The following is a 22,597-nucleotide window of genomic DNA, read 5'->3' on the forward strand; positions in this document are numbered from 1 at the left end:
GGCTCCGCGCGGAGCCGGCCGGCCGCCGTGGCCCCGGACAGAGCCCCCGCACCGCACAGACAGGAGAGCACATGCTGGACCACGACACGCACGTGGCCATCGCCGACGAGCTGCACCGGGCCGGGCTGGACCGCACCCCCGTGCCGCTGCTGACCCGGCGCCACCCGCAGATGGAGATCGAGGACTCCTACGCGGTGCAGCGGATCTGGGCGCAGCGCCAGGAGGAGGCCGGCCGGCGCAAGGCCGGCCACAAGATCGGCCTGACCTCCAAGGCCATGCAGGACGCCACCGGCATCGACGAGCCCGACTACGGGGTGATCTTCGACGACCAGGTGGTCGAGTCCGGCCACGTCTACGAGTGGGCGCGGTACACCCACCCGCGCATCGAGATGGAGCTGGCCTTCGTGCTCAAGGAGGACCTGGCCGGCCCCGGGGTGAACCTCTTCGACGTGCTGCGCGCCACCGAGTACGTGGTCCCGGCCCTGGAGGTGCTCGACTCCCGCATCGAGATGCAGGGCCGGACCATCGTCGACACCATCTCGGACAACGCCGCCCTCGGCTCCATGGTCATCGGCGGCCGCCCGGTCGCCCCCGACGCCGTGGACCTGCGCTGGATCGCCGGGGCGCTCTCGCGCAACGAGGAGATCATCGAGACCGGGGTCGCCTGCGGCGTGCTGAACCACCCGGCCAACGGCGTGCACTGGCTGGCCAACCGGATCGCCGGGCACGGCGACCGCCTGGAGGCCGGGGAGATCGTCCTCGCCGGCTCCTTCACCCGGCCCATGTGGGTCCACGCCGGGGACACCGTCCACGCCGACTACGGGAAGCTGGGGACCGTCACGTGCCGATTCGTCTAGAGCTCCCGCCGAGCCTCAAGGACCTGTTCACCGAGGCCGCCCGCGCCGAGCGCGGCGGACGCGCGGCGGCCGGGATGTTCGTCTGCTCGGGGGACCCCACCGTGACCGAGATCTGCGCCTCGGCCGGGCTGGACTACCTGCTCATCGACGCCGAGCACGCGCCGCTGGGCCTGGAGACGGTCCAGGCGCAGCTGCGGGCCGCGGCCGGCCACGGCGCCGTCCCGGTGGTCCGGCTCCCCGGGCTGGACGAGGTCCTGGTCAAGCAGTACCTCGACCTCGGCGCCCAGTCCCTGGTGGTGCCCATGGTCAACAGCGCGGCCGACGCCGAGGCCGCCGTGCGCGCCGTGCACTACCCGCCGCGCGGGGTGCGCGGGGTGGGCTCGGCGCTCGCCCGCTCGGCCCGGTGGAACCGGGTCCCCGACTACCTCGAGCGCGCCGCCGACCTGCTCACCCTCGTGGTGCAGGTCGAGAGCGCGGCCGCGGTCGCGGCGGCCGCGCGGATCGCCGCGGTGGACGGGGTGGACGGCGTCTTCGTCGGGCCCTCGGACCTCGCGGCCTCCATGGGCCTGCTCGGCCGGCAGACCCACCCCGACGTGGTGGCCGCTGTCAAGGACGTCATCGCCGCCGTGCGGCGGACCGGGAAGTTCGTGGGGGTCAACGCCTTCGTGCCCGACCAGGCCCAGGACTACCTCGACGCCGGCGCCGACTTCGTCAACGTGGGCGCCGACGTCGCCCTGCTGGCCCGCGGGACCGAGGCGCTCGCCGACGCCTGGTGCGCCCCGGCGGAGCCGGGCGCCGCCCCGCGCGGGTCCTACTGATCCGGCGGGCCCGGTCGCCGTCCCAGGCGGGCGGCGACCAGGCCCGCGCTGTGCGCCAGGCGCCGCCCCAGCGCCTCGACGTCGAGGCTGCGCGTGGCGTAGACGACGGCCAGCGCCGCCGGCAGGTGGCCGGGCACGCGCAGGGGGACGGCCACGGCCGAGACGCCGTCCAGCACCTCGTTGCTGCTGACGGCGAAGCCGCGCTGCCGGGTCTGCTCCACCTCCGCGCGGGGGCGCACGCCCCCGGTCAGCTCGGCGAGCTCCTCCGGGTCCATGCCGGCCTGCACCGCGAGCCCGGGGGCGCCGCGGTCCAGCGGGTGGCGCGTGCCCGGGCGCTGGGTGACGGCCTGGCCGCGGGAGGGCTCCACCGTGACCAGCGTGATGCACTCCTCCTGGCCCCAGACCGCCACGAAGGCGCTCATCCCCAGCTCGTTGGCCAGGGTGGTCAGCTCCGGCAGGGCCGCCGACTGCAGGTCCTGCTGCACCCCCCGCGCGAGCACCGCCAGCCCGGGGGCGCCGATCAGCCGGCCGGTGGAGTCCCGTGTCAGGAGGCCGTGGCTCTCCAGGGTGCGCAGGATCCGGTAGGCGATCGAGCGGTGGACGCCGAGCCAGCCGGCCACGTCGGCGATCGTGGGCGGCTCCTCCGCCGAGACCACCAGCTCGAGCATGCGCAGCCCCCGGGAGAGGGTCTGCGAGGGCGGCGCGGGGGAGCGGTCCTGCGCCCTCCCGGACGGCGGGGCGGCCGGCGTGCTGTTCGCCGGCGCCCGGACGGGCGGCTCTGCCGGAGCGGTCATCGTGGCCTCTTTCCGTGGGCGGTCCGGTGCTGTCCCCGTGGCCGGGCCGGCGGGTGGCCGTGCGGCACCATGAGCGGCGTCGCAGGGTCTTGTGAGGGCGGTCACCCACCGTATATGATCCCGACCAAGAGTTCGATAAAAGAACGACGTGTTCGATTATAGAACATTTGGCTCGTTCCTTCCGCGCCGTCGCCCCAGGAGGCCCCATGCTGTTCCACCACCACGGCTACGTGTCCACGGACCCCCGGGTCCAGCCCGCCGCGGGGGTCGGCATCGACCGGTCCCCCGAGCTGCCGGAGGTCATGGACGTGCTCGTGGTCGGCTCCGGCCCCGCCGGGATGACCGCCACCGCCCAGCTGGCCGCCTTCCCCGACGTCATGACGTGCCTGATCGACCGCCGCCCGCACCGCCTCGAGATCGGCCAGGCCGACGGCATCCAGGCGCGCAGCGTCGAGACCTTCCAGGCGTTCGGCTTCGCCGAGGAGATCACCGCCGAGGCCTACGACCTCACCGAGATGAACTTCTGGAAGCCGGACCCGCAGAACCCCGACCACATCGTGCGCACCGCCCGCACCGTCGACGACCCGGCCGGCGTCAGCGAGTTCCCGCACCTGATCGTGAACCAGGCGCGCGTGCTGGACTACTTCGCCCGCTACGCGAGGAACGCCCCGTCCCGGACCGAGCCGTACTGGGGCTGGGAGTTCGTGAAGCTCGAGGTCGGCGAGGGGGAGCACCCCGTGACCGTGACCCTCAGGCGCACCGGGGAGAGCCCCGAGTCCGGGACGAACCCCGGTGAGGAGCGCGTGGTGCGCGCCAAGTACGTGCTGGGCGCCGACGGCGCCCGCTCCGGGGTCCGCCGGGACATCGGCGCCCAGCACGTCGGTGCCGTGTCCTACCACGCCTGGGGCGTGATGGACGTGCTGGCCGAGACCGACTTCCCGGACATCCGCACCAAGTGCGCCATCCAGTCCCGGCACGGCTCGATCCTGCTCATCCCGCGCGAGGGCGGCTTCCTGTTCCGCATGTACGTGGACCTCGGCGAGGTGAGCCAGGACGACGCCCGCGCCGTCCGGAAGACCCCGCTGGAGGAGATCGTGCGCCAGGCCAACGCGATCGTCTCGCCCTACAGCGTCGACGTGAAGGACGTGGCCTGGTGGAGCGTCTACGAGGTCGGCCACCGGGTGACCGACCGCTTCGACGACGTCCCCGTCGAGGAGGCCGGACAGCGCGACCCGCGCGTGTTCATCGCCGGCGACGCCTGCCACACCCACTCCGCCAAGGCGGGCCAGGGCATGAACGTCTCCATCCAGGACGCCTTCAACCTCGGCTGGAAGCTCGGCCAGGTGCTCAGCGGGATCGCCCCGGCGAAGCTGCTGGCCACCTACACGGCCGAGCGCCAGCAGATCGCCCAGGACCTCATCGACTTCGACCGCGAGTGGTCCTCCATGATGGCGGCCAAGCCGGAGGAGCTCGAGAGCGCGACCGCGCTGGAGGACTTCTACGTCAAGACCGCCGAGTTCCCGGCCGGCTTCATGACCGAGTACCCGGTGAGCCTGCTCCGGGGCGAGGCCGTGCACCAGGACCTCGCCGCCGGCTTCCCCCTCGGCAAGCGCTTCAAGGCCCACCCGGTCAAGCGCGTGTGCGACACCAACCCCAAGCACCTGGGCCACCAGCACACCGCCGACGGCCGCTGGCGGGTCTACGCCTTCGCCGACGCCGCCGTGTCCTCCGCGCCGGACTCGGCGCTGCGGGCGTGGGCCGAGTGGATGGACTCGCCCGAGTCCCCGGTGCACCGGTTCACCCCCGAGGGCAAGGACCTCGACGCCCTGTTCGACGTCCACGTCGTCTACCAGCAGCCGCACGAGGAGGTCGAGCTGATGCGGACGCCGTCGATCTTCCGCCCGAAGGTCGGCCCGTTCCAGCTCTCGGACCTCAACAAGGTGTGGGCCGTGGACCCGGCCGACGACATCTTCGAGGCCCGCGGCCTGAGCCGCGACGGCGTCGTGGTGCTCGTGCGGCCCGACCAGTACGTGGCCCACGTGCTGCCCCTGGGCGCGACCGCCGAGCTCGCCCAGTTCCTGGAGCGGATCTACACCGCCTGATCCCGCCCCCGCTCTCCGCCAGCAACGACCCAGAGGTGACCGTGACCGCAACCCGACACTCCGACCGGGCCAACCAGCGCCGGGTGGCCGCCGCCACCCTCGTCGGCACCACCGTCGAGTGGTACGACTTCTTCATCTACGCCACCATGGCCGGCCTGGTGTTCTCCCGGCTGTTCTTCGAGCCAGCCGGGGAGTCCATCGGCCTGCTGCTGGCCTTCGCCTCGGTCGGGATCTCCTTCCTGTTCCGCCCGCTGGGGGCCTTCCTCGCGGGGCACTACGGCGACAAGGTGGGCCGGCGGGCCATCCTGGTGGTCACCCTCGTCCTGATGGGCGGGGCCACCACCCTGATCGGCCTGCTGCCCACCTACGAGTCCGCCGGGGTGGCCGCCCCGATCCTGCTGATCCTCCTGCGCATCCTGCAGGGCGTCTCCGCCGGCGGCGAGTGGGGCGGGGCGGCCCTGATGGCCGTGGAGCACGCGCCGGCCGGACGCCGCGGGCTGGCCGGGTCCATGCCCCAGCTGGGCGTGCCCCTGGGCCTGCTGCTGGCCACCGCCGTCACCGCCCTGATGACCGGGGTGATCTCCCCCGGGGAGCAGTTCCTCGAGTGGGGCTGGCGGGTCCCGTTCATCGCCTCGATCGTCCTCATCGCCGTCGGCTACTTCGTGCGCATCGCCGTGGACGAGTCCCCCGTCTTCCGGGAGATCGCCGAGAAGAAGGAGCAGGCGAGCGTCCCGATCGTGGAGCTGTTCCGCAACTACTGGCACCTCGTGGCCATCGCGGCCCTGATCTTCGTGGGCAACAACGCCGTGGGCTACATGTCCACCGGCGGCTTCATCCCCGCCTACGCCACGTCGGACGCCGTCGGGCTCTCCCGGACCGACGTGCTGGTGGCCATGACGTTCGCCGCCACCGTGTGGCTGTTCGCCACGCTGGGGGCCGGGATCCTCTCCGACCGCATCGGGCGCAGGCTCACCTACCAGATCGGCTACGTTTGGCTGATCCTCGCCGTCTGGCCGCTGTTCCTGCTCATCGACTCGGGCTCCCTCGCCAACCTCTATCTCGGGCTGGGCCTGATCTGCATCGGCACGGGCCTGACCTACGGCCCCCAGGCGTCCCTGTACTCGGAGCTGTTCCCGGCGTCCATCCGCTTCTCCGGGGTGTCGATCTCCTACGCGATCGGCGCGATCCTCGGCGGTGCCTTCGCCCCGATGATCGCCCAGGCGCTGCTCGACGCCACCGGCGGCACGTCCGCCATCGCCGTGTACCTGATCGGGATGTGCGCGGTGGCCCTGGTCGCGGTCAGCCTGATCCGCAACCGCGCCGGGATCGACCTGTCCATCAGCAACCAGGCCGAGCAGGAGGTCGGGAGCACGGTCTTCGACAGGCGCCCGGTGCCGGCCCCGTTCCGTGCGCCGGACGGTGTCGCGGCTCAGGAGGCCCCCGGCCTGCGCTGAGCCGTGCCATCCTGGCCTCCTGACCCGGCCGGCACGACGCCGGGAGGAGGAGGTGCACGGTGGAGTTCTCCGCGACGATGGAGCTCGTCGGCAGGACGGTCGACGCCGCGGGCGTCGCGGCGATCGTCGTGGGCGCGCTGGTGGCGACGCTGCTGGCGCTGGCGGAGCTGGTCCGGCCCGGCCCCGGCGGGCGCGCCGTCTACACCCGCTACCGCCGGCGGCTCGGGCGCTCGATCCTGCTCGGGCTGGAGCTGCTCGTGGCCGCCGACATCATCCGCACGGTCGCCAGCACCCCCACCTTCGAGTCGGTGGGGGTGCTGGCGCTGATCGTGCTCATCCGCACCTTCCTCAGCTGGTCCCTCGAGCTCGAGATCAGCGGCCGCTGGCCCTGGCAGAAGGAGCCGGCGGGAACGACCGGCGGACCGGACGGCACGTCCGTCCCGGCCGCCGCGCAGGGCGCGGTACGCCCGGAGCGCTGAGGCCGGCTCAGGCGCTCGCGGCCCCGCCGGCGCGCCCGGCGTCCTCGTCGGTGCCCCGGCGCCGTCGGTAGGCGGCGACGTTGGTCCGGTTGGCGCAGCGCGCCCCGCAGAAGCGCTTGGAGCGGTTGCGGGAGAGGTCGAGCAGGACGCCGTCGCAGTCCTCGGCCTCGCACACGCGTAGCCGGCCGGTCTCCCCGGCCCGGATGACCTCCACGAGGGCCACGGCCGTCTCCAGGTGCAGCCGCACGGCCAGGGGTGCGTCCGGGGCCGCGGCGTGCAGGTGCCAGTCGAGGCCGTCGTGGCGGGCCAGCCGCGGCGCGAGATCCTCGCTGGCGAGCAGTGCGTTGACGGCCTCGACCATCGGCTCGCGGTCCAGGACCCACAGCTGCCGCAGCTCCTGGCGCAGCGCCCGGATCTCGGCGAGCTCCTCGGCCGTGCCGTCGGAGCGCCCGGAGAACCGGTGCTCGGCCAGGAGGTCCCGCAGCTCCTGCACGGTCGTCAGCTCGTCCTCCCCCGAGGACGACGCGCCGGGTGCGGTGTTCAGGAGGGCGAGGACGAACTCGAGCATGTCCTCGACGTCATAAGCAAAGTGCACTTGACCCCTTACAGGTCTCGTCTCTAATGTCAGTACTGTCCATCCATTAGACCATTACAGTGCGGTTGCGCGGCAAGGAGCTCCTCGTGGTCGGCGCCCTCTACGTCCTCGTCCTCCTGGCGGTCCTCGCCGCCCTCGGGCGGTTCACCGTGCCCGCGCGCGAGCGCCTGCCCCTGCGGGCGTGGACCCTGCACGACGCGTGGGGCAACGTCCGGCGCGGCTGGACGGTCCTCGGCGACCACGCCCGGCCCCTGCCCGGGCCGCAGGACGGCCCGGGGCGGAGCCTGCGGGGCCTGCGCGGGGAGCCCGGCGGCGCGGCGGCCTGACGCGGGCCGCGCGCACGGGGCCGGGGCACGGGCCCCGTCCGGGGCCGGCGGTGCGGTCCGCTCAGCCCTCGAAGCGCACGCGCACGCTCTCGACCGGGCGGCGCACCCCGTAGAGCGCGGTGCAGTTGAGCACGGTGTTCCACACGGCGACCCGCACGTCCCCCTCGGCCAGGCCGGGGCTGTGACCGGTGACGGTCACGCCCCACTCCCGCCCGTCGAAGAGCGTGGTCACGGCCGAGACCTGCACACCCTGCAGCGCGAGGGCGTTGACCACCTCGGCGCGCACGGCGTCCTCGGCGCCCGAGGCGGGGCCGGCGGCGGGTCTGGGGTGGGCGGTGGCGGTCATGGCGGGTCCCCCTGGGTCGTGGAGCGGACGGGCGTCCTGTTCCCATGATCCGCCTTCAGATGCGAAAGCAATGCCCCCTCTTCGCCGGACAGGGCCCATCCCGGGCACAGCCCACCCCGGGTCGGCCGGGACCGGACGGTGCGGGACCGGACGGTGCGGGACCGGCCGGGCCGCGCGCCTGCTCCCACCGCGCTCGGGCGGCGGAGGCCCGGGCGCCGGGACGCTCAGGCGATCAGGCGGCTGTCCAGCTCCACCCCGACGTCCCGGAGCCGGTCGAGGGTCAGCGGGTGCGGGCCGCCCGGGGCCCGGTGCTCGCGCTCGAGCTGTCGGCAGAGCCGGCTGTGCAGCACCTGCAGGGTCAGGAGGGGCAGCTCCATGAGGTCGTCGGGGAACGGGTCGTCGGGCACGAGCACGGTCGGGTCCGCACCGGCCGGCCGCTCGGGGACGGCGAGGCTCCCTCCGGCGGGATCGGTCACCGGGCGGCGTCCGGGGTGCGCACGGTGACGTGCAGCGGGGCGGTGCCGGTCGGGGCCGGAGCGGGCGGGGGCGCGGCGGCCGCGGAGCGGCGGCGCAGGGGAAGCGACAGGGCCATGAGGACGGTCTCTCAGTGAGCAGGAGGAAGTGCCGAGCCCGCTACTGGACCGGGACCAGCCTACGCCATCCAGGCGCCCCCGCCGGCCCCGGAGGGGTCCTCCTCCGGCCCGGGCCGCGGCCGGGACGAGGCCCGGGCGTCGTTGAAGTGGGTGCGCGCCTGCGCGCCGCCGGTGCTCCGCACCAGCTCGGCGGCGATCTCGCGCAGCTTCGCGCCGCGGGCCCCCGCGGCGGCGGCGAGCAGCTCGAAGGCCTCGTCCTGGGAGCAGCGCTGCTGGCCCATGAGGATGCCCACGGCGAGGTCGATCGTGGTGCGCGAGGACAGGGCGGTGCGCAGGTCCGCCTCCGTCTCCCGGTGCCGGGCGAGTCGCAGGGCCAGGCGCAGGGCCGTCGAGGCGGAGGACACCTCCCGGACCACGGCGGCGAGCGCGTCGTCGTCGAGGGCGTGCGGGGCCCCGGCGTAGACGTTCAGGGCCGCGCGGTCCGGCTCGGGCAGGTCGAAGGGGGCCGCGGCCGCGCCGTGGACGCCGTGGGCGAGGGCGGCGGCGCCGTAGTCGCCCCACCGCCCGTCGGCCGCGAGGTCCGGGACGTGCACGAGCTCCTGCTCGCGGGCCGCGGCCAGGCAGGGGCCGTCGTCGTGGTCGTACTGGAGCTCGTCGAGGACCTCGGCGCGCGCGGTGCTGGCGGCGACCGTGCCGACCGTCCCGTCGCGCAGCAGCGTGATCGCGCACCAGACCTCCGCCCCGCCCGCGGAGAGACGGGCGGCCATGATGCGGGCGAACTCCTCGAGGAACTCCCGGAGGTCCTCGCTGCCGGCCAGGGCCTCGTGCAGCGGGACGGCGGGGGAGTCCCCGGTCGCGGGGGCGGGGCGGGAACCGGTCATGGGTGCGGGCATCCTTCGACGACGGCGCCGGGCGGCGCTGCCCGCATCCTACCGACCGGCCCCGCCGCCCGTCACCGTCCCGGGTCCGCCGGGCGGGGGCTCAGAGCCGCCGCCCGGCGGACATCGAGGCGCTCATGAACTCGGCCACGACCTTCTGCGAGATGGCGACGTCGAGCACGAACACCCCCTCCTCGTGGCCGGCCAGCCACTGCTCGAGCCGCGCCAGCCCGGCCAGGTCCGTGATCTTCGCGCCGTCGGCGCCCATCGCCCGCCCCAGCGCGGCGAAGTCCACCTCGTCGATGAGCATCGCCTGCTCGTGCAGGCCCTTGGCGGCGTACTGGTGCAGCTCCGCGCCGTAGGCGGAGTCGTTGAGCACCACGACCACGCCGCGGCGGGTGGTGCGCAGGAACGTCTCGAGGTCGGCCAGGCCCATCAGCCCGCCGCCGTCGCCGGAGAAGAAGACCGTGGTGCGGTCGGGGCGGGCCGCCGAGACCCCGGCCGCGGAGCCGAAGCCCAGCCCGATGGACTGGAAGGCCGTGCCCACGAGCACCATGGCCTGCGGGTCGGGCACGGACAGGTACATCGGCGCCCAGCCGATGAAGTGCCCGCCGTCCATCACCACGGAGCGCTCCCGCGGCAGGATCCGCTCGAGCGCGGCGACGACCGCGCGCGGGTTGAGCCGGCCGTCCGGGCCGAACTCCGCCGGGTCCTCGACGGGCTCGGCCGAGCGGAAGGCCTCCGTGGCGACCTCCGGCACGGCGGCCCGCCAGGTGCGCGACTGCTCCGCGGCGGGGACCCGGCCGGTGAGGGCCTCGAGGAACGGAGCGAGGTCGGCGCGGACGTAGTCGGTGACCTGCGGGTGGACCAGCTCCTCCGCGGGCTCGTTGTCGATCCGCACCACGCGGGTGCCCTCGGCGAAGAGGGTGCCGTAGCGGGACTGGAAGGCGTTCAGCGACGCGCCGGCCACGAGCACGACGTCGGCCTGCCGCGCCAGGGCCAGGCGGTGGTCGCGGGTGAAGCCGCCGGCGATGCCGAGGTCCCACGGGCTGGCGAAGGCCCCGGCGGCCATCACGGAGGTCATGAACAGGCCGCCGATCCGGTCCCCGAGCTCCTTCAGGGGGGTCACGGCGCCGGCCAGCACCACGCCCCGGCCCGCGAGCAGCAGCGGCCGCCGCGCCTCGCGCAGGACCTCGGCCACCCGGTCCAGCTCCTCGGCGGTGGCGTGCCAGACGGGCTTGGCCGGCAGCGGGTCCAGGGCGACCGGGTCCGTGAGCGGGGCCGTGCCGTGGTCGTAGGGGATCGCCAGCACGACCGGCTGCACCGAACGCTCGGCGAGGTCGAAGGCCCGGTGGGCGATCGCCACGGCGTTGTCCGGGCGCGCGACCAGGGTGGTCACCCCCACGGCGGCGGCCGCGGCCGTCTGGTCGACGTCGAAGGTGCGGCGTCCCGTGCTCGGGGCGTCGCCGACGACGAGCACCAGCGGGATCCGGGCCAGCCGTGCCTCGGCCAGGGCGGTGTAGGCGTTGGTGAAGCCGGCGCCGTACGTCGTCGTCGCCGCCCCGGTGCGGCCGGTGGCCCGGTGCCAGGCGTCGGCCATCGCGACGGTCGCGGCCTCGTGCCGGGCGGAGGTGAACGGGAAGCCCCGGCGGGTGAGGGTGCTGATCAGGTGGGCGTTGCCGTTGCCCATCAGCCCGAACAGGTGCCCGGTGCGCTCGGCGAGCACGTCCGCCACGGCGGTCGAGACGGTCGGGGACCCTGCGGCGGGGGACGGGGCGGCGGAGGTCTCCGGGGCGGAGGTGGTCACGGAATCGGCCTCTCGGGTCGGCGGGGCGGGCGGTCAGCGGGCGGGGAACGCCGCGCGGTCGGCCAGCACGGCCAGCACGCGGTCGTTCGTGGCGGGGTCGGCGAGGGTGATCCGCACGCCGTCGCCGGGGTAGGCGCGCACGAGCACGCCGGCCCGGTCGAAGGCCCCGGTGAGGGCCTCGCGCAGGGCGTCGCCGGCGCGCAGCCACACGAAGTTGGCCTGGCTCTCCGGGAGCTCCCACCCGGCCGCGCGCAGGGCGTCGGTGACCCGGCGGCGCTCGGCGGCCACGGCGGCGGCGCGCTCGCGCAGCTCGCCGGCGGCGTCGAGGGAGCGGATCGCCGCCCGCTGGGCCACGGTGCTCACGCCGAAGGGCAGCGCGACCTTGCGCAGGCCCTCGGCGAGCCCCTCGTGGGCCACCGCGTAGCCCACCCGCAGGCCGGCCAGCCCGTACGCCTTCGAGAACGTGCGCAGCACGCAGACGTTGGGGTGGGCGCGGAACAGCGCCAGGGCGTCGAGCGGGCGCTCCTCGTCGACGAACTCGACGTAGGCCTCGTCGACGACGACGAGCACGTGCGGCGGGACGGCGGCCAGGAAGCGCTCCAGCGCCGCCTGCGGCACGGACGTGCCCGTGGGGTTGTTGGGGGAGCACACGAGCGCCGCCCGGGTGCGGTCGGTGACCGCCGCGGCCATGGCCTCCAGGTCGTGGCCCTCGTCCGCGGCCAGGGGCACGGGCACGGCGGTGGCCCCGGTGAGGCTCACCAGGATGGGGTAGGCCTCGAAGGAGCGCCACGCGAAGACGACCTCGTCGCCGGGCCCGCAGGTCGCCCCGAGGATCTGCTGGAGCACGCCCACGCTGCCGGGGCCCACGGCGACCTCCTCCGGGCGCACGCCCAGGAACGCCGCGATCCGCTCGCGCAGCTGCACCGCACCCATGTCCGGGTAGCGGTTCATCCGCCCGGCCGCCTCCCGGACCTCCTCGAGCACCGAGGGCAGGGGGTCGTAGTGGCTCTCGTTGGAGGCCAGCGCGGCGGTGAGCGCGCCGGAGGCCCGGCGCCCGGCCACGTAGCCGGGCAGCTGCGCCACGACCGGGCGCAGCGGCGGCTCCGCCGAGGGGTCGGGGACGGTGGCGGCCGGGGCGGAGGTCGCGCCGGCCGGGCGGGCGGTGGAGCTGGTGGTCACGGGAGGCCTTCCTCGAGTGCGGGGCGCCCGGTCGGCCGGTGCGCCCCGGTGCTGCCGGGTTCTCCCGCCATGCTCCCGGGGCGGCCGTGAGCTGCGCAACACACCCGCTCCCGACTGTGACAGGTGCTCACCGGATGGCCTTCTCGCTGACAGAATGCGCAGCATGCACCGCCTCGACGCCCTCGACGCCCGGATCATCCTCGCCCTCGACCAGGACCCGGCGGCCAGCGTGCTCGCCCTGGCCCGCACGCTCGGGGTCGCCCGCAACACCGTCCACGCCCGGCTGCGCCGCCTGACCGAGGGCGGGGTGCTGCGCTCGCCCAGCCGCCGGCTGGACCCGCGGGCGCTGGGCTGCGACCTGACGGCCTTCGTGGAGCTGTCCATCCGCCAGGGCGCGGGGGAGGAGGCGCTGGCCGGGCTGCGGGCGATCCCGGAGATCATCGAGATCCACGCGACCACCGGGGACGCCGACCTGCTGGCGCGCGTGGTGGCCCGCGACACCGAGGACCTGCACCGGATCACGAACCTCGTGGTCGAGACCCCGGGGGTGCTGCGCACGAGCACGGCGATCTCGCTGCTCGAGGTGATGCCGCTGCGGCTCACCGGGCTGCTGCGCCGCACCGCCGGGCAGTCCTGAGCCGGGGCGCGGCGGTCCGGTCCGCGCCGGGCCCGACGACGACGGACGCCCGCCGCGGCCCCGTGAGGGGCGGCGGCGGGCGTCCGTCGGAAGCGGCGCCGGTGGGGCTCAGTCGCGCTGCTCGGCGGCCCGGGCGGCGTCGAGGACCTGCCGGGCCTCGGGGTGCTCGGCCACGTACTGCTCGTGGACCTCCTCGACGTGCAGGTCGGTGCCCTGCAGCGACTTCGGGACCATGGACACGGCGATGAAGGACACCAGGGCCAGGGCGGCGATGTACACGCCGATGGTCCAGGACATGCCCGTCTCGTTGAGCAGCAGCTGGGCGATCATCGGCGCGAAGGCGCCGCCGATGATGGAGCCGAACGCGTAGCCGATCGAGACCCCCGAGTAGCGCACGCGGGCCGGGAACATCTCGGCGTAGAGCGCCGACTGCGGGCCGTAGGACGGGCCGAGGCCGATGGTGAGGATCACGATGGCCAGGGCGAACAGCGGCAGGGAGGCGGTGTCGAGCAGGAACCACATCGGGATCGCCCACAGGATGATGATGCCGTAGCCGATCTGGAAGGTGCGCACGCGCCCGACGGTGTCCGACATCCACCCGCCGAGCATCGTGAAGACCAGCCAGCCGACGCCGCCGATCAGGGAGGCGATCAGGGTCGCGGAGCGGTCCATGCCCAGGGACTTGGCGCCGTAGGAGGCGAAGAAGGCGATGACCAGGTAGCCGGCGGCGTTGTTGGCGGCGAAGATCAGGGCCGCGAGGGTGACCTCCTTGGAGTTGTGCTTGAACAGCTGGCCCAGCGGCGCCGAGGACTCCTTCTTGCGCAGCTGCATCTCCTTGAAGACCGGGGACTCGTCGACGGTCTTGCGGATCAGGTAGCCGACCACGATGAGCACCACCGAGGACAGGAACGGGATGCGCCAGCCCCAGGCCTGGAAGTCCTCGGGGCTCACCAGCGAGGTGATCGCGAACATGAAGCCGGTGGCCAGGAGCATGCCCAGGGGCACGCCGATCTGCGGGTACGCGCCGAAGAGCCCGCGCTTGTGGCGGGGGGCGTGCTCGACGGACATCAGGGCCGCGCCGCCCCACTCGCCGCCGGCGGAGAAGCCCTGGATCACGCGCAGCAGGATCAGGAGGATCGGGGCCCACACGCCGATCGTGGCGTAGGTGGGCAGCAGGCCGATGAGCATCGTGGCCGCGCCCATGCCGACCAGCGTGAGCACGAGCACGAGCTTGCGGCCGTGCTTGTCGCCCAGGTGGCCGGCCACGACCGCCCCGAGCGGGCGGAACAGGAAGCTGATGCCCAGCGAGGCCCACGCCACGACCTGGGCGAGGCCGGCGTTCTCCTGGGCCAGGGGCTCGAAGAACAGGGGGGCGAGCACGAAGGCGGCGGCCTGCGCGTAGATGAAGAAGTCGTACCACTCGATGGTGGTGCCGACGAGGGTGCCGGCGAGGACCTTGCGCTCCTCGTGGGACATCTCGTGCCGCCCGGCCGGGGCGGAAGCGGTGTGGGCCATGTGTGGTCTCCAGTGGATCGGGAACGGGAGCCGTTCTCGGCGGCCGGACGTCCGTGTTGACCGAACGTTCGGTAATTGAGTGCCATGATACGGATCCGCGTGATCCGTGTCACCCCGCCCGTCGAGCCGTCCGGAGGATGTCGGGATCGGGGGCCGCGGGTGTCCCCGCCGGCGCCCCGGACGTGTCCCGGACGTGCCGGGGCCCCGGCTCCTGCGCGGAGGAGCCGGGGCCCAGGGGTGCGCCCGTGCGGTCCGGAGTGCTCAGCCCCAGAGTCGCCGGGTGGCGAGCTCGGCGCCGCGGGCGAGGGTCTCGAGCTTGGCCCAGGCGATCTGCGGGTGGATGCGCCCGCCGAGCCCGCAGTCGGTGGAGGCGATGACGTTCTCCCGGCCCACGATCCGGGCGAAGCGCTCGATCCGGTCGGCCACCAGCTCGGGGTGCTCCACCACGTTGGTGGCGTGCGAGACGATGCCCGGGACGATGAGCTTGCCCTCGGGCAGCGCGCGGTCCTCCCACACCCGCCACTCGTGCTCGTGGCGGACGTTGGCGCCCTCGAAGCTGTAGGCGCCGGCGTCGATCTCCAGCATCAGGTCCACGAGGTGGCGGAACTCCAGGTCCGTGGTGTGGGGCCCGTGCCAGGAGCCCCAGCACAGGTGGAAGCGCACCTGCTCGGCCGGGATGCCCTCGAGGGCGTAGTTCAGGGCCTCCACGCGCTTGCGGGTGAACGCGAGGTAGTCCTCGACCGTGGGCTCCGGGTTGATCTGGTCCCAGTTCTCGGCGATCGAGGGGTCGTCGATCTGCACGATCAGCCCGGCGTCCGTGATCGCCCGGTACTCCTCCCGCAGGGCCTCGGCGCACGCGGTGAGCACCTCGTCCTCGTCGGCGTAGTGCTCGTTCTGCAGCCGCGCGCAGGACCCGGGGGACAGCGCCGCCAGGTAGCCCTCCTGCGCCCCGGTCGCGTCCAGGGCGGCCCTGAGGTTGCGGATGTCCGCGGCCACGGCCTCCTGGCCCACGTACTCCAGCTTGCCCGTGATCGTCGGGAACGGCTTCTGCCTGCCCGTGGTGATCCCCGAGTCGGGGTCCGTGTAGGCCTCGGCGAAGCGCTGCCGGTCGCGGCGGTCGCCGAAGCTCGTGAGCACCGTGCGGCCCGGTGCGGAGCGGCGCGGCTCCTGCTCCCACAGCCCCACCTCGCCCGGGGTCAGCCCCGAGATCCGGTCGAAGATGTAGTGCCACCAGGCCCCGTAGTCCACGGGCGAGGCCATCGCGTGGCCGTACTCGCCGTCGTTGACCACGTCCACCCCCGCCTCGCGCTGCCGGCGCACGACGTCGACCACCGCGTCCTGCAGCAGCCGCTCGTGGGCCTCGGGGGAGGAGGTGCCCGACCGCCGGGCCTCGTTGGCCTCGAGCAGCTCGGGGGAGCGGGGCAGCGACCCGGCGTGGGACGTGAGGATGCGCTCGGTGCTTCGCAGCATGGGGATGCCGTCCTTTCCAATTCGGTCCTGGTGTGCTCGGCGCCGCCGCCTCGGGCACGGGGCCGGGCGGCGCGGGTGCCGCGGCGTCGCCGGGCCAGGCTCCCCGGCCGCCGCGGAGGGGGCCGTCCCATCCCACCGCACGGGTGGGGGCCCGCGCCATTCCGCACCCGCATGACGGGCGTGACGCCGTGTGACGCGCGGCGGGGTGCTCGCCGTCGTGCGCCGGATCACATACCGTGGCGGTGGTCCGCGCCCGCCCGGGGGCGCGCCGCACGAGGAGGAGACCCATGACCCAGCAGCAGGACCTCGAGGGGCGCACCGCGCTCGTCACCGGCGGGGCCAGCGGCATCGGCCTGGCCGCGGCCCGCGCCCTGGCCGCCGCGGGCGCCGAGGTGGTGGTGGCCGACGTCGACGAGGAGGGCGCGCAGCGCACGGCCGGCGAGCTCGGGGGCCGGGCCTGGGCGGTGGACCTGCTCGACACCGCGGCCCTGGCCGGGCTGCACCTCGAGGTGGACGTGCTCGTCAACAACGCCGGGATCCAGAAGGTCGCCCCGGTCCACGAGTTCGACCCCGCGGACTTCCACCGCATCCTCGTGCTCATGCTCGAGGCCCCGTTCCTGCTCGTGCGGGCCGCGCTGCCGCACATGTACGAGCGCGGCTGGGGCCGGATCGTCAACATCTCCTCGGTGCACGGCCTGCGCGCCTCGGCCTACAAGAGCGCCTACGTCTCCGCCAAGCACGGGCTCGAGGGGCTGTCGAAGACCGTCGCCCTCGAGGGCGCCCCGCACGGGGTCACCAGCAACTGCGTCAACCCCGGCTACGTGCGCACCCCGCTCGTCGAGAAGCAGGTCGCCGACCAGGCGGCGGTGCACGGGATCCCCGAGGAGGAGGTTATCGGGCGGATCATGCTGGGGGAGACCCCGGTCAAGAAGCTCGTCGAGCCCGAGGACGTCGGCAGTCTCGTCGCGTGGCTCGCCGGCCCCCACGCCGCCATGGTCACGGGGGCCTCCTACACGATGGACGGCGGCTGGACGGCGCGCTGAGCCCGGCCGCTCAGCGGTGGCCCAGCTCGCGCGAGAGCCGGTGCGCCTCCGCGAGCAGCGCCCGCCCCAGCAGCTCCCGGCGCTCCCCGGCGAAGCGCGGCTCGATCCCGGTCAGGCTCAGGGCGTAGGCGGGGGCGCCCGTGGCGTCGAAGACCGCCGCGCCCATGCCCCAGCTGCCCTCGACGATCATGCCCGGGTTCACCGCGACGCCCCGCCGGCGGACCTCGGCCAGCAGCGGCCGGATCCGCTCCGGCACGTGCAGCGGACCCCACTGCGCCCGGGCCCCGGCGGTCGCGTCCAGGACCCGCTCGACCTCGGTCTCCGGCAGGTGCGCCAGGATCGCCAGCCCCGCCGAGGCCACGCCCAGCGGCAGCCGCAGGCCCTCGTAGAGCACGTGCGAGCGGATCGGGAAGGCGCCCTCGACCCGGGCCAGGCACACGGTCTCGAGGTCGCGGCGCGCGGAGAGGAACGCGCTCTCCCCGGTGGCCTCGGCCAGCCGGCGCAGGGAGGGGGCGGCGAGCTCGCGGATGGGGTAGCGGTGGGCCGCCACGGCCCCGAGCACGTACAGCTCCGGGCCCAGCTGCCACGCCCCGCTCGCCGCCGAGCGCTCCACGAGGCCCTCGGCGGCCAGACCGCTCAGCAGCCGGTGGACGGTGGGCCGGGTCAGGCCCGTGGCCGCGGCCAGCCCGGCGACCGTGGCCCCCTCCTCCCGGCCCGCGATCGCCCGCAGCAGCTGGGCGCTCCGGTGCACCACCTGCGTCCCGCCCGTCCCCGCACCCCGCCGCCCGGGGACCTCCACCGCCTCCGTCATGGACTCCACTATATGGACATTCCGGGACCGATTGGCCGGATGGTGAGCGGTTCGCCCGGGAGCGCGCCGATCCTGTTGACCGGTATGTGAGCCCTCCCTAGATTGAGTCGTGGATCACAGGTCACCGGACAGGAAGGGGCACACCGTGTCCAAGGTCAGGAGCAACGCCGCCGAGCTGCTCGCCGAGCACCTCGAGGACGGCATGACGCTCGCCGTCGGCGGGTTCGGGCTCAGCGGCATCCCGCGCGACCTCATCGACGCCGTCCGCGCCTCCGGGGCCCGGGACCTCACCGTGGTCTCGAACAACATGGGCGTCGACGGCAAGGGCCTCGGGGTCCTGCTCGAGGGCCGCCAGGTGCGCAAGGTCCTGGCCTCCTACGTGGGGGAGAACAAGCTGTTCGCGCAGCAGTACCTCGACGGGGAGCTCGAGGTCGAGTTCAACCCGCAGGGCACCCTCGCCGAGCGGCTGCGCGCCGGCGGCGCGGGCATCCCCGCCTTCTACACGCGCACCGGCGTGGGCACGCTCGTGGCCGAGGGCAAGCCGCACGCCGAGTTCGACGGCGTCACCTACGTCCAGGAGCGCGGGATCGTCGCGGACCTCGCCCTCGTCCACGCCTGGTCCGGGGACACCGACGGCAACCTCGTCTACCGCTACACCGCCCGCAACTTCAACCCGGTCGTCGCCACGGCCGGGAAGGTCACCGTGGCCGAGGTCGAGCACCTCGTGCCCGTGGGCGAGCTCCACCCGGACCACGTGGTGACCCCGGGCGTCTACGTCCAGCACGTCGTGCAGTACAGCGGCGCCCCGAAGGAGATCGAGCAGCGCACCGTGCGGCCGCGCCCGGCCGCCGGCACCGAGCAGAACGGAGACCGGGCATGAGCTGGACCCGCGACGAGATGGCGGCCATCGCCGCCGCCGAGCTCGAGGACGGCGACTACGTCAACCTCGGCATCGGCATCCCCACCCTCGTGGCCAACAACCTGCCCGAGGGCGTGGGCGTGGTGCTGCAGTCCGAGAACGGGGTGCTGGGCATGGGCCCGTTCCCGTACGAGGGCGAGGAGGACCCGGACCTGATCAACGCCGGCAAGCAGACCATCACCCTCCAGCCCGGGGCCTCGATCTTCGACTCCGCCACGTCCTTCGGGATGATCCGCGGCGGCCACGTCAAGATCGCCGTCCTCGGGGCCATGCAGGTCTCCGGCACCGGCGACCTCGCCAACTGGATGATCCCCGGGAAGATGGTCAAGGGCATGGGCGGGGCGATGGACCTCGTCGCCGGCACCCCGCGCGTCGTCGTGCTCACCGAGCACACCGCCAAGGACGGCTCGCCCAAGATCCGGACGGAGTGCGACCTGCCCCTGACCGGGGTCCGCGTCGTCGACCGCATCATCACCGACCTGTGCGTCTTCGACGTCGAGGAGGACGGGCTCGTGCTCCGCAGCCTCGCCCCCGGGGTGACCGAGGAACAGGTGCGCGAGCGCACCGAGGCCGCCTTCCGCACCGACCTCCAGGACATCACCCCCGCCACCGTCCCGGCCGGGACCGGCCCCGCAGCACCCGAGGAGAACCGATGAGCAGCCCCACCGACGTCGTCGTCCTGTCCGGCGCCCGCACCCCCCAGGGCAAGATCCTGGGGCAGCTGGCCTCCTTCACCGCCGCCGAGCTCGGCGCCCACGCCGTCCGCCACGCCCTCGAGCGCGCCGGCGTCGCCCCCGAGCAGGTGGACTACGTGCTCATGGGCCACGTCCTGCAGGCCGGCGCCGGGCAGAACCCCGCCCGCCAGGCCGCCGTGACCGCCGGCATCCCGCTGGACGTGCCGGCCGAGACCGTCAACAAGGTCTGCCTCTCCGGGCTCGTGGCCGTCACCCACGCCGCCCGCATGATCCGCGCGGGCGAGGCCGAGGTCGTCGTCGCCGGCGGCCAGGAGTCCATGACCAACGCCCCGCACCTGGCGCTGGGCGTGCGCCAGGGCAAGAGCTACGGCGACCTCAAGCTCGAGGACGCCGTGGCCAAGGACGGGCTCGTGGACGTCGCCGCGTGCGTGTCCATGGGCTCGCTGACGGAGTCCGGCAACGGCGAGCGCGCCATCTCCCGCGCGGAGCAGGACGAGGTCGCCGCGCAGAGCCACCGGCGCGCGGCCCGCGCCGCCGAGGAGGGGGTCTTCCGCGAGGAGATCGCCCCCGTCACCGTCCCGCAGCGCAAGGGCGACCCGCTCGTCGTCGACACCGACCAGGGCGTGCGCCCGGAGGCCACCGCGGAGTCCATGGCACGGCTGCGCCCGGCGTTCGCCCCGGACGGCACCATCACCGCCGGCAACTCCTCGCCGCTGTCCGACGGGGCCGCCGCGCTCGTGCTGAGCACCCGGGAGTACGCGCAGCGCCACGGCCTCGAGTGGCTCGCCGTCGTCGGCGCCCCCGGCCAGGTGGCCGGGCCCGACACCTCGCTGCACTCCCAGCCCTCACGGGCGATCGAGGCGGCCGTGGCGAAGGCCGGCTGGTCGGTGCAGGACCTCGACTTCATCGAGATCAACGAGGCGTTCGCGTCCGTGCTCATCCAGTCCCTGCGGGACCTCGACTACCCGCTGGAGCGGGCCAACATCCACGGCGGCGCCGTGGCGGTGGGCCACCCGATCGGCGCGTCGGGGGCCCGGCTGGCCCTGCACGCGGCGTTCGAGCTCGCCCGCCGCGGCACCGGGAAGGCCGCGGTCTCCCTGTGCGGCGGCGGCGGCCAGGGCGAGGCGCTGCTGCTCCACCGCGACTGACCGGCCGCTGCACCGCCCCCCACCGCCGAGTGACCCCGGGGGCGGGCCCCGGGCCGGTTCAGCCCTCCGCCGGTCCCCGGCCCCCGGACTCCGGCGGAACGAGGTCCCGGGTCGAGGGGACCCGCGGGTGGACCCGCGGGTCCAGCAGCGTGTTCGCGGCCCAGGCCAGCAGGTCGCGCTGGCGGGCGGGCAGGACCAGGCACTCGTGCAGGTAGGCCTCGACCTCGAGCTCGCCCTCCCGGCCGCCGAGGCCGAGGTAGCGCAGCCACAGCCGGTGGGAGCCGATCACGGCCCGTTCCAGGGCCTCGCGCAGGCGCCGGGCCTGCTCCCGGGCGAGGGCGTCGTCGTCCATCCGTGGGTCCTTCCGTCGCGGTGGGAGGGCGGGCCACCGGGGGGAGCCTGCCCGCAGACCAGGCTAGGAAGGGCGCACGCGGGGCCTCAAGGGGTTTTCCGGGAGCACACGTTCGTGTCCTCCCGTGGCGCGTCAGCGCACCAGCGCCGCGTAGAGCTCCTCGAACCGGTCGCGGACCCCGCGGTAGTGCTCCGCGCGCCCGGGCACGGGCCGGTGCTCCGGCCCGTAGGGCGGCTCCGCCGGGACCACCCCGGCGGCGAGGGTCTCCAGGGCCAGCAGGGCGGTCCCGCGCAGCGTGGCCCGCTTGAAGTCCGCGCGGGCCACGGGCACGCCCAGCGCGTCGGCGAGGACCTGCAGCAGCCCCGGCACCTCCTGGGCGACCCGCCCCGAGGCCACCACCCGCTCGGCGCCCGGGGCGGCCCGGGCGAGCTCGTCGGCGACCCGCCCGTAGGAGACCCCGAGGCCCTCCAGCACGCCCCGTGCCAGGGCGGGGCCGTCGTGGTCCGCGGTGACGCCGGCCAGCACCGCCCGGGCCCCGCCGGCCCACCCGGTCGAGCGCTCGCCGGTGAGGAAGGGCAGCACCGCGGGCGTGCCGGGGGAGGGCTCGGCGCGGGCGATCCCGTCGAGGTCCGTGCCCTCGGGCAGGGCGAGCGTGCGCTGCACCCAGCTCAGGGCCCGCCCGACGTCGTTGAGCGCCCCGCCCAGCAGGCACCGCCGCGCGTCCACGCGGTAGCACCACAGCCCGGCCGGGACCTCCTCGGGGATCTCGTGCAGCAGCACCCGGGCCGCGCCGGAGGTGGCCAGGGAGACGACCGTGGTCGCCGCGTCCGCGCCGCCCGAGCCCAGGTTGGCGCTGAGCCCGTCCGCGACCGGCGGGAACCACGCCGCCGCGGCGAGATTGGGCCAGCGCCGCCCCACGGCCGGGTCGACGTCGAAGAGCGGGTCCTGGGGGTCGGCGAGCTCCCCGAGCGCGGAGGGCTCGAGCCCGCACGCCGCCAGCAGGGCCTCGTCCCACCGGCCGGTGCGCCGGTCGAGCAGCCCGGTCCACGCGGCGGTCGAGGTCCCGGCCCGGGCGGTGCCCAGCAGCCGCAGGTGGACGTACTCGCCCAGCGAGACCCAGCGCGCGACCCGGCCCCACGTCCCCGGGTCCTCCTCGCGCAGCCAGCGCAGGCGGGGGGCGAGGTAGGAGGTGTGCAGCCGCGCGCCGGTCCGCTGCTGGACCTCGGCCTCGTCGAGCTCCGCGCGCAGCGCCGCCAGCTGGGGCGCGCACCGGGAGTCCGCGTAGGTGTAGCAGGGGGTCAGCGCCGCGCCGTCGGGCCCGGTGCCCACGAGCGAGGACGCGAAGGTGTCCAGGGCGACCCCGGCCACCCGGCCGCGCAGCTCCGGCCCGGCCACGACGAGGTCCGTGATCCGGGCCAGCTCGTCGACCACCCGGTCCGGGTCGAGCACGGAGGTCCCGTCACCGGCGGTGGTGAACGCGTGCTCGATCTTGTGCCGGTAGCCGCGCACGGGGGTGCCGGTCGCGTCGTGCAGCCCGCCGCGGCTGGCCGTCGAGCCGACGTCGAGGGCCAGGACCAGCGGGTCCAGAGCGTCGGCGAGCTCCACGCTGAAGGACGTGCCGTCCTGCGGCCGCGGTGGTGCGGATCGGGTGCTCATGCTCTTCGGGCCTCCTCGCGTCGTGGGCCCCAGTCTAGGGACCGTGGCGGCGACCACATGCTGAGACGCACGTCCACGGACGCATGCGCCGGCACGGACCGGCGTATTCTTCGGGACGGACCC

General features: G+C 74.7%; 23 protein-coding genes. 11 read left to right on the forward strand and 12 right to left on the reverse strand.

All coding sequences use genetic code 11. The features are described from left to right. Window positions 1-71: 71 nt before the first annotated feature. The gene (locus LQU92_RS09025) at window positions 72-857 is read left to right on the forward strand and encodes a 2-keto-4-pentenoate hydratase (RefSeq protein WP_230780045.1); all 786 of its coding nucleotides are present in this window, start codon (window positions 72-74) and stop codon (window positions 855-857) included. Continuing rightward, entirely contained in the window at window positions 842-1,675 is an 834-nt protein-coding gene (locus tag LQU92_RS09030) for an HpcH/HpaI aldolase/citrate lyase family protein (RefSeq protein WP_230780047.1), read from the forward strand. The genes LQU92_RS09025 and LQU92_RS09030 overlap by 16 nt, the downstream gene beginning before the upstream one ends. Here LQU92_RS09030 and LQU92_RS09035 read toward each other — a convergent pair. Continuing rightward, window positions 1,669-2,469: an IclR family transcriptional regulator gene (locus LQU92_RS09035; protein WP_230780048.1), complete on the reverse strand. Its 801-nt coding sequence runs from the start codon at window positions 2,467-2,469 to the stop codon at window positions 1,669-1,671. The two genes, LQU92_RS09030 and LQU92_RS09035, sit on opposite strands and share 7 nt — an antisense overlap. 206 nt (window positions 2,470-2,675) lie before the next feature. Here LQU92_RS09035 and LQU92_RS09040 point away from each other — a divergent pair, with 206 nt between their 5' ends. Genes LQU92_RS09040 through LQU92_RS09050 form a run of 3 tightly spaced genes read left to right on the forward strand, consistent with a single transcriptional unit; the run spans window position 2,676 to window position 6,504 of the window. Next, window positions 2,676-4,571 carry an FAD-dependent monooxygenase gene (locus LQU92_RS09040; protein WP_230780051.1) on the forward strand — a complete coding sequence of 632 codons (1,896 nt, stop codon included), beginning with the start codon at window positions 2,676-2,678 and terminating at the stop codon, window positions 4,569-4,571. A gap of 35 nt (window positions 4,572-4,606) precedes the next feature. Beyond that, complete coding sequence (locus tag LQU92_RS09045) at window positions 4,607-6,025, forward strand: MFS transporter (RefSeq protein WP_230780054.1); 1,419 nt, start codon at window positions 4,607-4,609, stop codon at window positions 6,023-6,025. A gap of 59 nt (window positions 6,026-6,084) precedes the next feature. After that, window positions 6,085-6,504 (forward strand): DUF1622 domain-containing protein, encoded by a 420-nt coding sequence (locus LQU92_RS09050; RefSeq protein WP_230780058.1) that lies wholly within the window; start codon window positions 6,085-6,087, stop codon window positions 6,502-6,504. A gap of 7 nt (window positions 6,505-6,511) precedes the next feature. Here the strand turns inward: LQU92_RS09050 and LQU92_RS09055 are convergent, their stop codons facing one another. Beyond that, window positions 6,512-7,099 carry a CGNR zinc finger domain-containing protein gene (locus tag LQU92_RS09055; protein ID WP_230780060.1) on the reverse strand — a complete coding sequence of 196 codons (588 nt, stop codon included), beginning with the start codon at window positions 7,097-7,099 and terminating at the stop codon, window positions 6,512-6,514. A gap of 86 nt (window positions 7,100-7,185) precedes the next feature. Here LQU92_RS09055 and LQU92_RS09060 point away from each other — a divergent pair, with 86 nt between their 5' ends. Next, a complete protein-coding gene (locus LQU92_RS09060; RefSeq protein ID WP_230780063.1) occupies window positions 7,186-7,425 on the forward strand; it encodes a hypothetical protein in 240 nt (79 codons plus the stop codon). 61 nt (window positions 7,426-7,486) lie between these two features. Here LQU92_RS09060 and LQU92_RS09065 read toward each other — a convergent pair whose 3' ends face one another. The 5 genes from LQU92_RS09065 to hisC all read right to left on the reverse strand — a co-directional run bounded on the left by LQU92_RS09065 (window position 7,487) and on the right by hisC (window position 12,228). Next, entirely contained in the window at window positions 7,487-7,771 is a 285-nt protein-coding gene (locus LQU92_RS09065; protein ID WP_230780065.1) for a hypothetical protein, read from the reverse strand. Window positions 7,772-7,995: 224 nt separating this feature from the next. After that, complete coding sequence (locus LQU92_RS09070; protein ID WP_230780067.1) at window positions 7,996-8,247, reverse strand: hypothetical protein; 252 nt, start codon at window positions 8,245-8,247, stop codon at window positions 7,996-7,998. A gap of 176 nt (window positions 8,248-8,423) precedes the next feature. Next, window positions 8,424-9,245 (reverse strand): GAF and ANTAR domain-containing protein, encoded by an 822-nt coding sequence (locus tag LQU92_RS09075; protein WP_230780070.1) that lies wholly within the window; start codon window positions 9,243-9,245, stop codon window positions 8,424-8,426. A 100-nt stretch (window positions 9,246-9,345) separates the two neighbouring features. After that, window positions 9,346-11,049 carry a thiamine pyrophosphate-binding protein gene (locus tag LQU92_RS15315; RefSeq protein WP_230780073.1) on the reverse strand — a complete coding sequence of 568 codons (1,704 nt, stop codon included), beginning with the start codon at window positions 11,047-11,049 and terminating at the stop codon, window positions 9,346-9,348. A 33-nt stretch (window positions 11,050-11,082) separates the two neighbouring features. Further along, the gene (hisC, locus tag LQU92_RS09085) at window positions 11,083-12,228 is read right to left on the reverse strand and encodes a histidinol-phosphate transaminase (RefSeq protein ID WP_308071612.1); all 1,146 of its coding nucleotides are present in this window, start codon (window positions 12,226-12,228) and stop codon (window positions 11,083-11,085) included. Between the two features lie 154 nt (window positions 12,229-12,382). Here hisC and LQU92_RS09090 point away from each other — a divergent pair, with 154 nt between their 5' ends. Continuing rightward, window positions 12,383-12,865, forward strand: a complete 483-nt coding sequence (locus LQU92_RS09090; protein ID WP_230780077.1) for an Lrp/AsnC family transcriptional regulator — start codon at window positions 12,383-12,385, stop codon at window positions 12,863-12,865. A 108-nt stretch (window positions 12,866-12,973) separates the two neighbouring features. Here the strand turns inward: LQU92_RS09090 and LQU92_RS09095 are convergent, their stop codons facing one another. Then, complete coding sequence (locus LQU92_RS09095) at window positions 12,974-14,380, reverse strand: MFS transporter (RefSeq protein ID WP_230780080.1); 1,407 nt, start codon at window positions 14,378-14,380, stop codon at window positions 12,974-12,976. 261 nt (window positions 14,381-14,641) lie between these two features. Beyond that, window positions 14,642-15,850 (reverse strand): cobalamin-independent methionine synthase II family protein, encoded by a 1,209-nt coding sequence (locus LQU92_RS09100; protein WP_230780083.1) that lies wholly within the window; start codon window positions 15,848-15,850, stop codon window positions 14,642-14,644. 287 nt (window positions 15,851-16,137) lie between these two features. Between LQU92_RS09100 and LQU92_RS09105 the strand changes: the two genes are divergently transcribed. Then, window positions 16,138-16,893: a 3-hydroxybutyrate dehydrogenase gene (locus LQU92_RS09105; RefSeq protein ID WP_101851636.1), complete on the forward strand. Its 756-nt coding sequence runs from the start codon at window positions 16,138-16,140 to the stop codon at window positions 16,891-16,893. 10 nt (window positions 16,894-16,903) lie between these two features. Here the strand turns inward: LQU92_RS09105 and LQU92_RS09110 are convergent, their stop codons facing one another. After that, window positions 16,904-17,704 carry an IclR family transcriptional regulator gene (locus LQU92_RS09110; protein WP_230780388.1) on the reverse strand — a complete coding sequence of 267 codons (801 nt, stop codon included), beginning with the start codon at window positions 17,702-17,704 and terminating at the stop codon, window positions 16,904-16,906. A gap of 145 nt (window positions 17,705-17,849) precedes the next feature. Here LQU92_RS09110 and LQU92_RS09115 point away from each other — a divergent pair, with 145 nt between their 5' ends. The 3 genes from LQU92_RS09115 to LQU92_RS09125 are packed head-to-tail and all read left to right on the forward strand — an operon-like array spanning window position 17,850 to window position 20,466. After that, on the forward strand, window positions 17,850-18,584 hold the full coding sequence (locus LQU92_RS09115) for a CoA transferase subunit A (RefSeq protein WP_112255835.1): 735 nt from the start codon (window positions 17,850-17,852) through the stop codon (window positions 18,582-18,584). Beyond that, a complete protein-coding gene (locus LQU92_RS09120) occupies window positions 18,581-19,279 on the forward strand; it encodes a CoA transferase subunit B (protein ID WP_230780098.1) in 699 nt (232 codons plus the stop codon). The genes LQU92_RS09115 and LQU92_RS09120 overlap by 4 nt, the downstream gene beginning before the upstream one ends. After that, complete coding sequence (locus tag LQU92_RS09125) at window positions 19,276-20,466, forward strand: acetyl-CoA C-acetyltransferase (RefSeq protein WP_230780100.1); 1,191 nt, start codon at window positions 19,276-19,278, stop codon at window positions 20,464-20,466. Before LQU92_RS09120 ends, LQU92_RS09125 begins: the two co-directional genes overlap by 4 nt. 58 nt (window positions 20,467-20,524) lie before the next feature. On the opposite strand, the gene LQU92_RS09130 is transcribed toward LQU92_RS09125, so the two are convergent. Continuing rightward, window positions 20,525-20,818, reverse strand: coding sequence for a hypothetical protein (locus LQU92_RS09130; protein ID WP_058857240.1), 294 nt, complete (start codon window positions 20,816-20,818; stop codon window positions 20,525-20,527). 132 nt (window positions 20,819-20,950) lie between these two features. Continuing rightward, window positions 20,951-22,474, reverse strand: a complete 1,524-nt coding sequence (locus LQU92_RS09135) for a gluconokinase (RefSeq protein WP_230780102.1) — start codon at window positions 22,472-22,474, stop codon at window positions 20,951-20,953. Between the last annotated feature and the right edge of the window lie 123 nt (window positions 22,475-22,597).

The sequence above is a fragment of the Kocuria sp. LUK genome (assembly GCF_021012935.1).
In the GTDB taxonomy this organism is placed as follows: Bacteria; Actinomycetota; Actinomycetes; order Actinomycetales; family Micrococcaceae; genus Kocuria; species Kocuria flava.

What these genes read in the sequence shown, in the direction of transcription:
- LQU92_RS09075 (WP_230780070.1), bottom strand. Translation starts at nt 9,245, where the DNA reads ATGACCGGTTCCCGCCCCGCCCCCGCGACCGGGGACTCCCCCGCCGTC.
- LQU92_RS09130 (WP_058857240.1), bottom strand. Translation starts at nt 20,818, where the DNA reads ATGGACGACGACGCCCTCGCCCGGGAGCAGGCCCGGCGCCTGCGCGAG.
- LQU92_RS09135 (WP_230780102.1), bottom strand. Translation starts at nt 22,474, where the DNA reads ATGAGCACCCGATCCGCACCACCGCGGCCGCAGGACGGCACGTCCTTC.
- LQU92_RS09065 (WP_230780065.1), bottom strand. Translation starts at nt 7,771, where the DNA reads ATGACCGCCACCGCCCACCCCAGACCCGCCGCCGGCCCCGCCTCGGGC.
- LQU92_RS09100 (WP_230780083.1), bottom strand. Translation starts at nt 15,850, where the DNA reads ATGCTGCGAAGCACCGAGCGCATCCTCACGTCCCACGCCGGGTCGCTG.
- LQU92_RS09095 (WP_230780080.1), bottom strand. Translation starts at nt 14,380, where the DNA reads ATGGCCCACACCGCTTCCGCCCCGGCCGGGCGGCACGAGATGTCCCAC.
- LQU92_RS09125 (WP_230780100.1), top strand. Translation starts at nt 19,276, where the DNA reads ATGAGCAGCCCCACCGACGTCGTCGTCCTGTCCGGCGCCCGCACCCCC.
- LQU92_RS09105 (WP_101851636.1), top strand. Translation starts at nt 16,138, where the DNA reads ATGACCCAGCAGCAGGACCTCGAGGGGCGCACCGCGCTCGTCACCGGC.
- LQU92_RS09025 (WP_230780045.1), top strand. Translation starts at nt 72, where the DNA reads ATGCTGGACCACGACACGCACGTGGCCATCGCCGACGAGCTGCACCGG.
- LQU92_RS09110 (WP_230780388.1), bottom strand. Translation starts at nt 17,704, where the DNA reads ATGACGGAGGCGGTGGAGGTCCCCGGGCGGCGGGGTGCGGGGACGGGC.
- LQU92_RS09120 (WP_230780098.1), top strand. Translation starts at nt 18,581, where the DNA reads ATGAGCTGGACCCGCGACGAGATGGCGGCCATCGCCGCCGCCGAGCTC.
- LQU92_RS09040 (WP_230780051.1), top strand. Translation starts at nt 2,676, where the DNA reads ATGCTGTTCCACCACCACGGCTACGTGTCCACGGACCCCCGGGTCCAG.
- LQU92_RS09090 (WP_230780077.1), top strand. Translation starts at nt 12,383, where the DNA reads ATGCGCAGCATGCACCGCCTCGACGCCCTCGACGCCCGGATCATCCTC.
- LQU92_RS09035 (WP_230780048.1), bottom strand. Translation starts at nt 2,469, where the DNA reads ATGACCGCTCCGGCAGAGCCGCCCGTCCGGGCGCCGGCGAACAGCACG.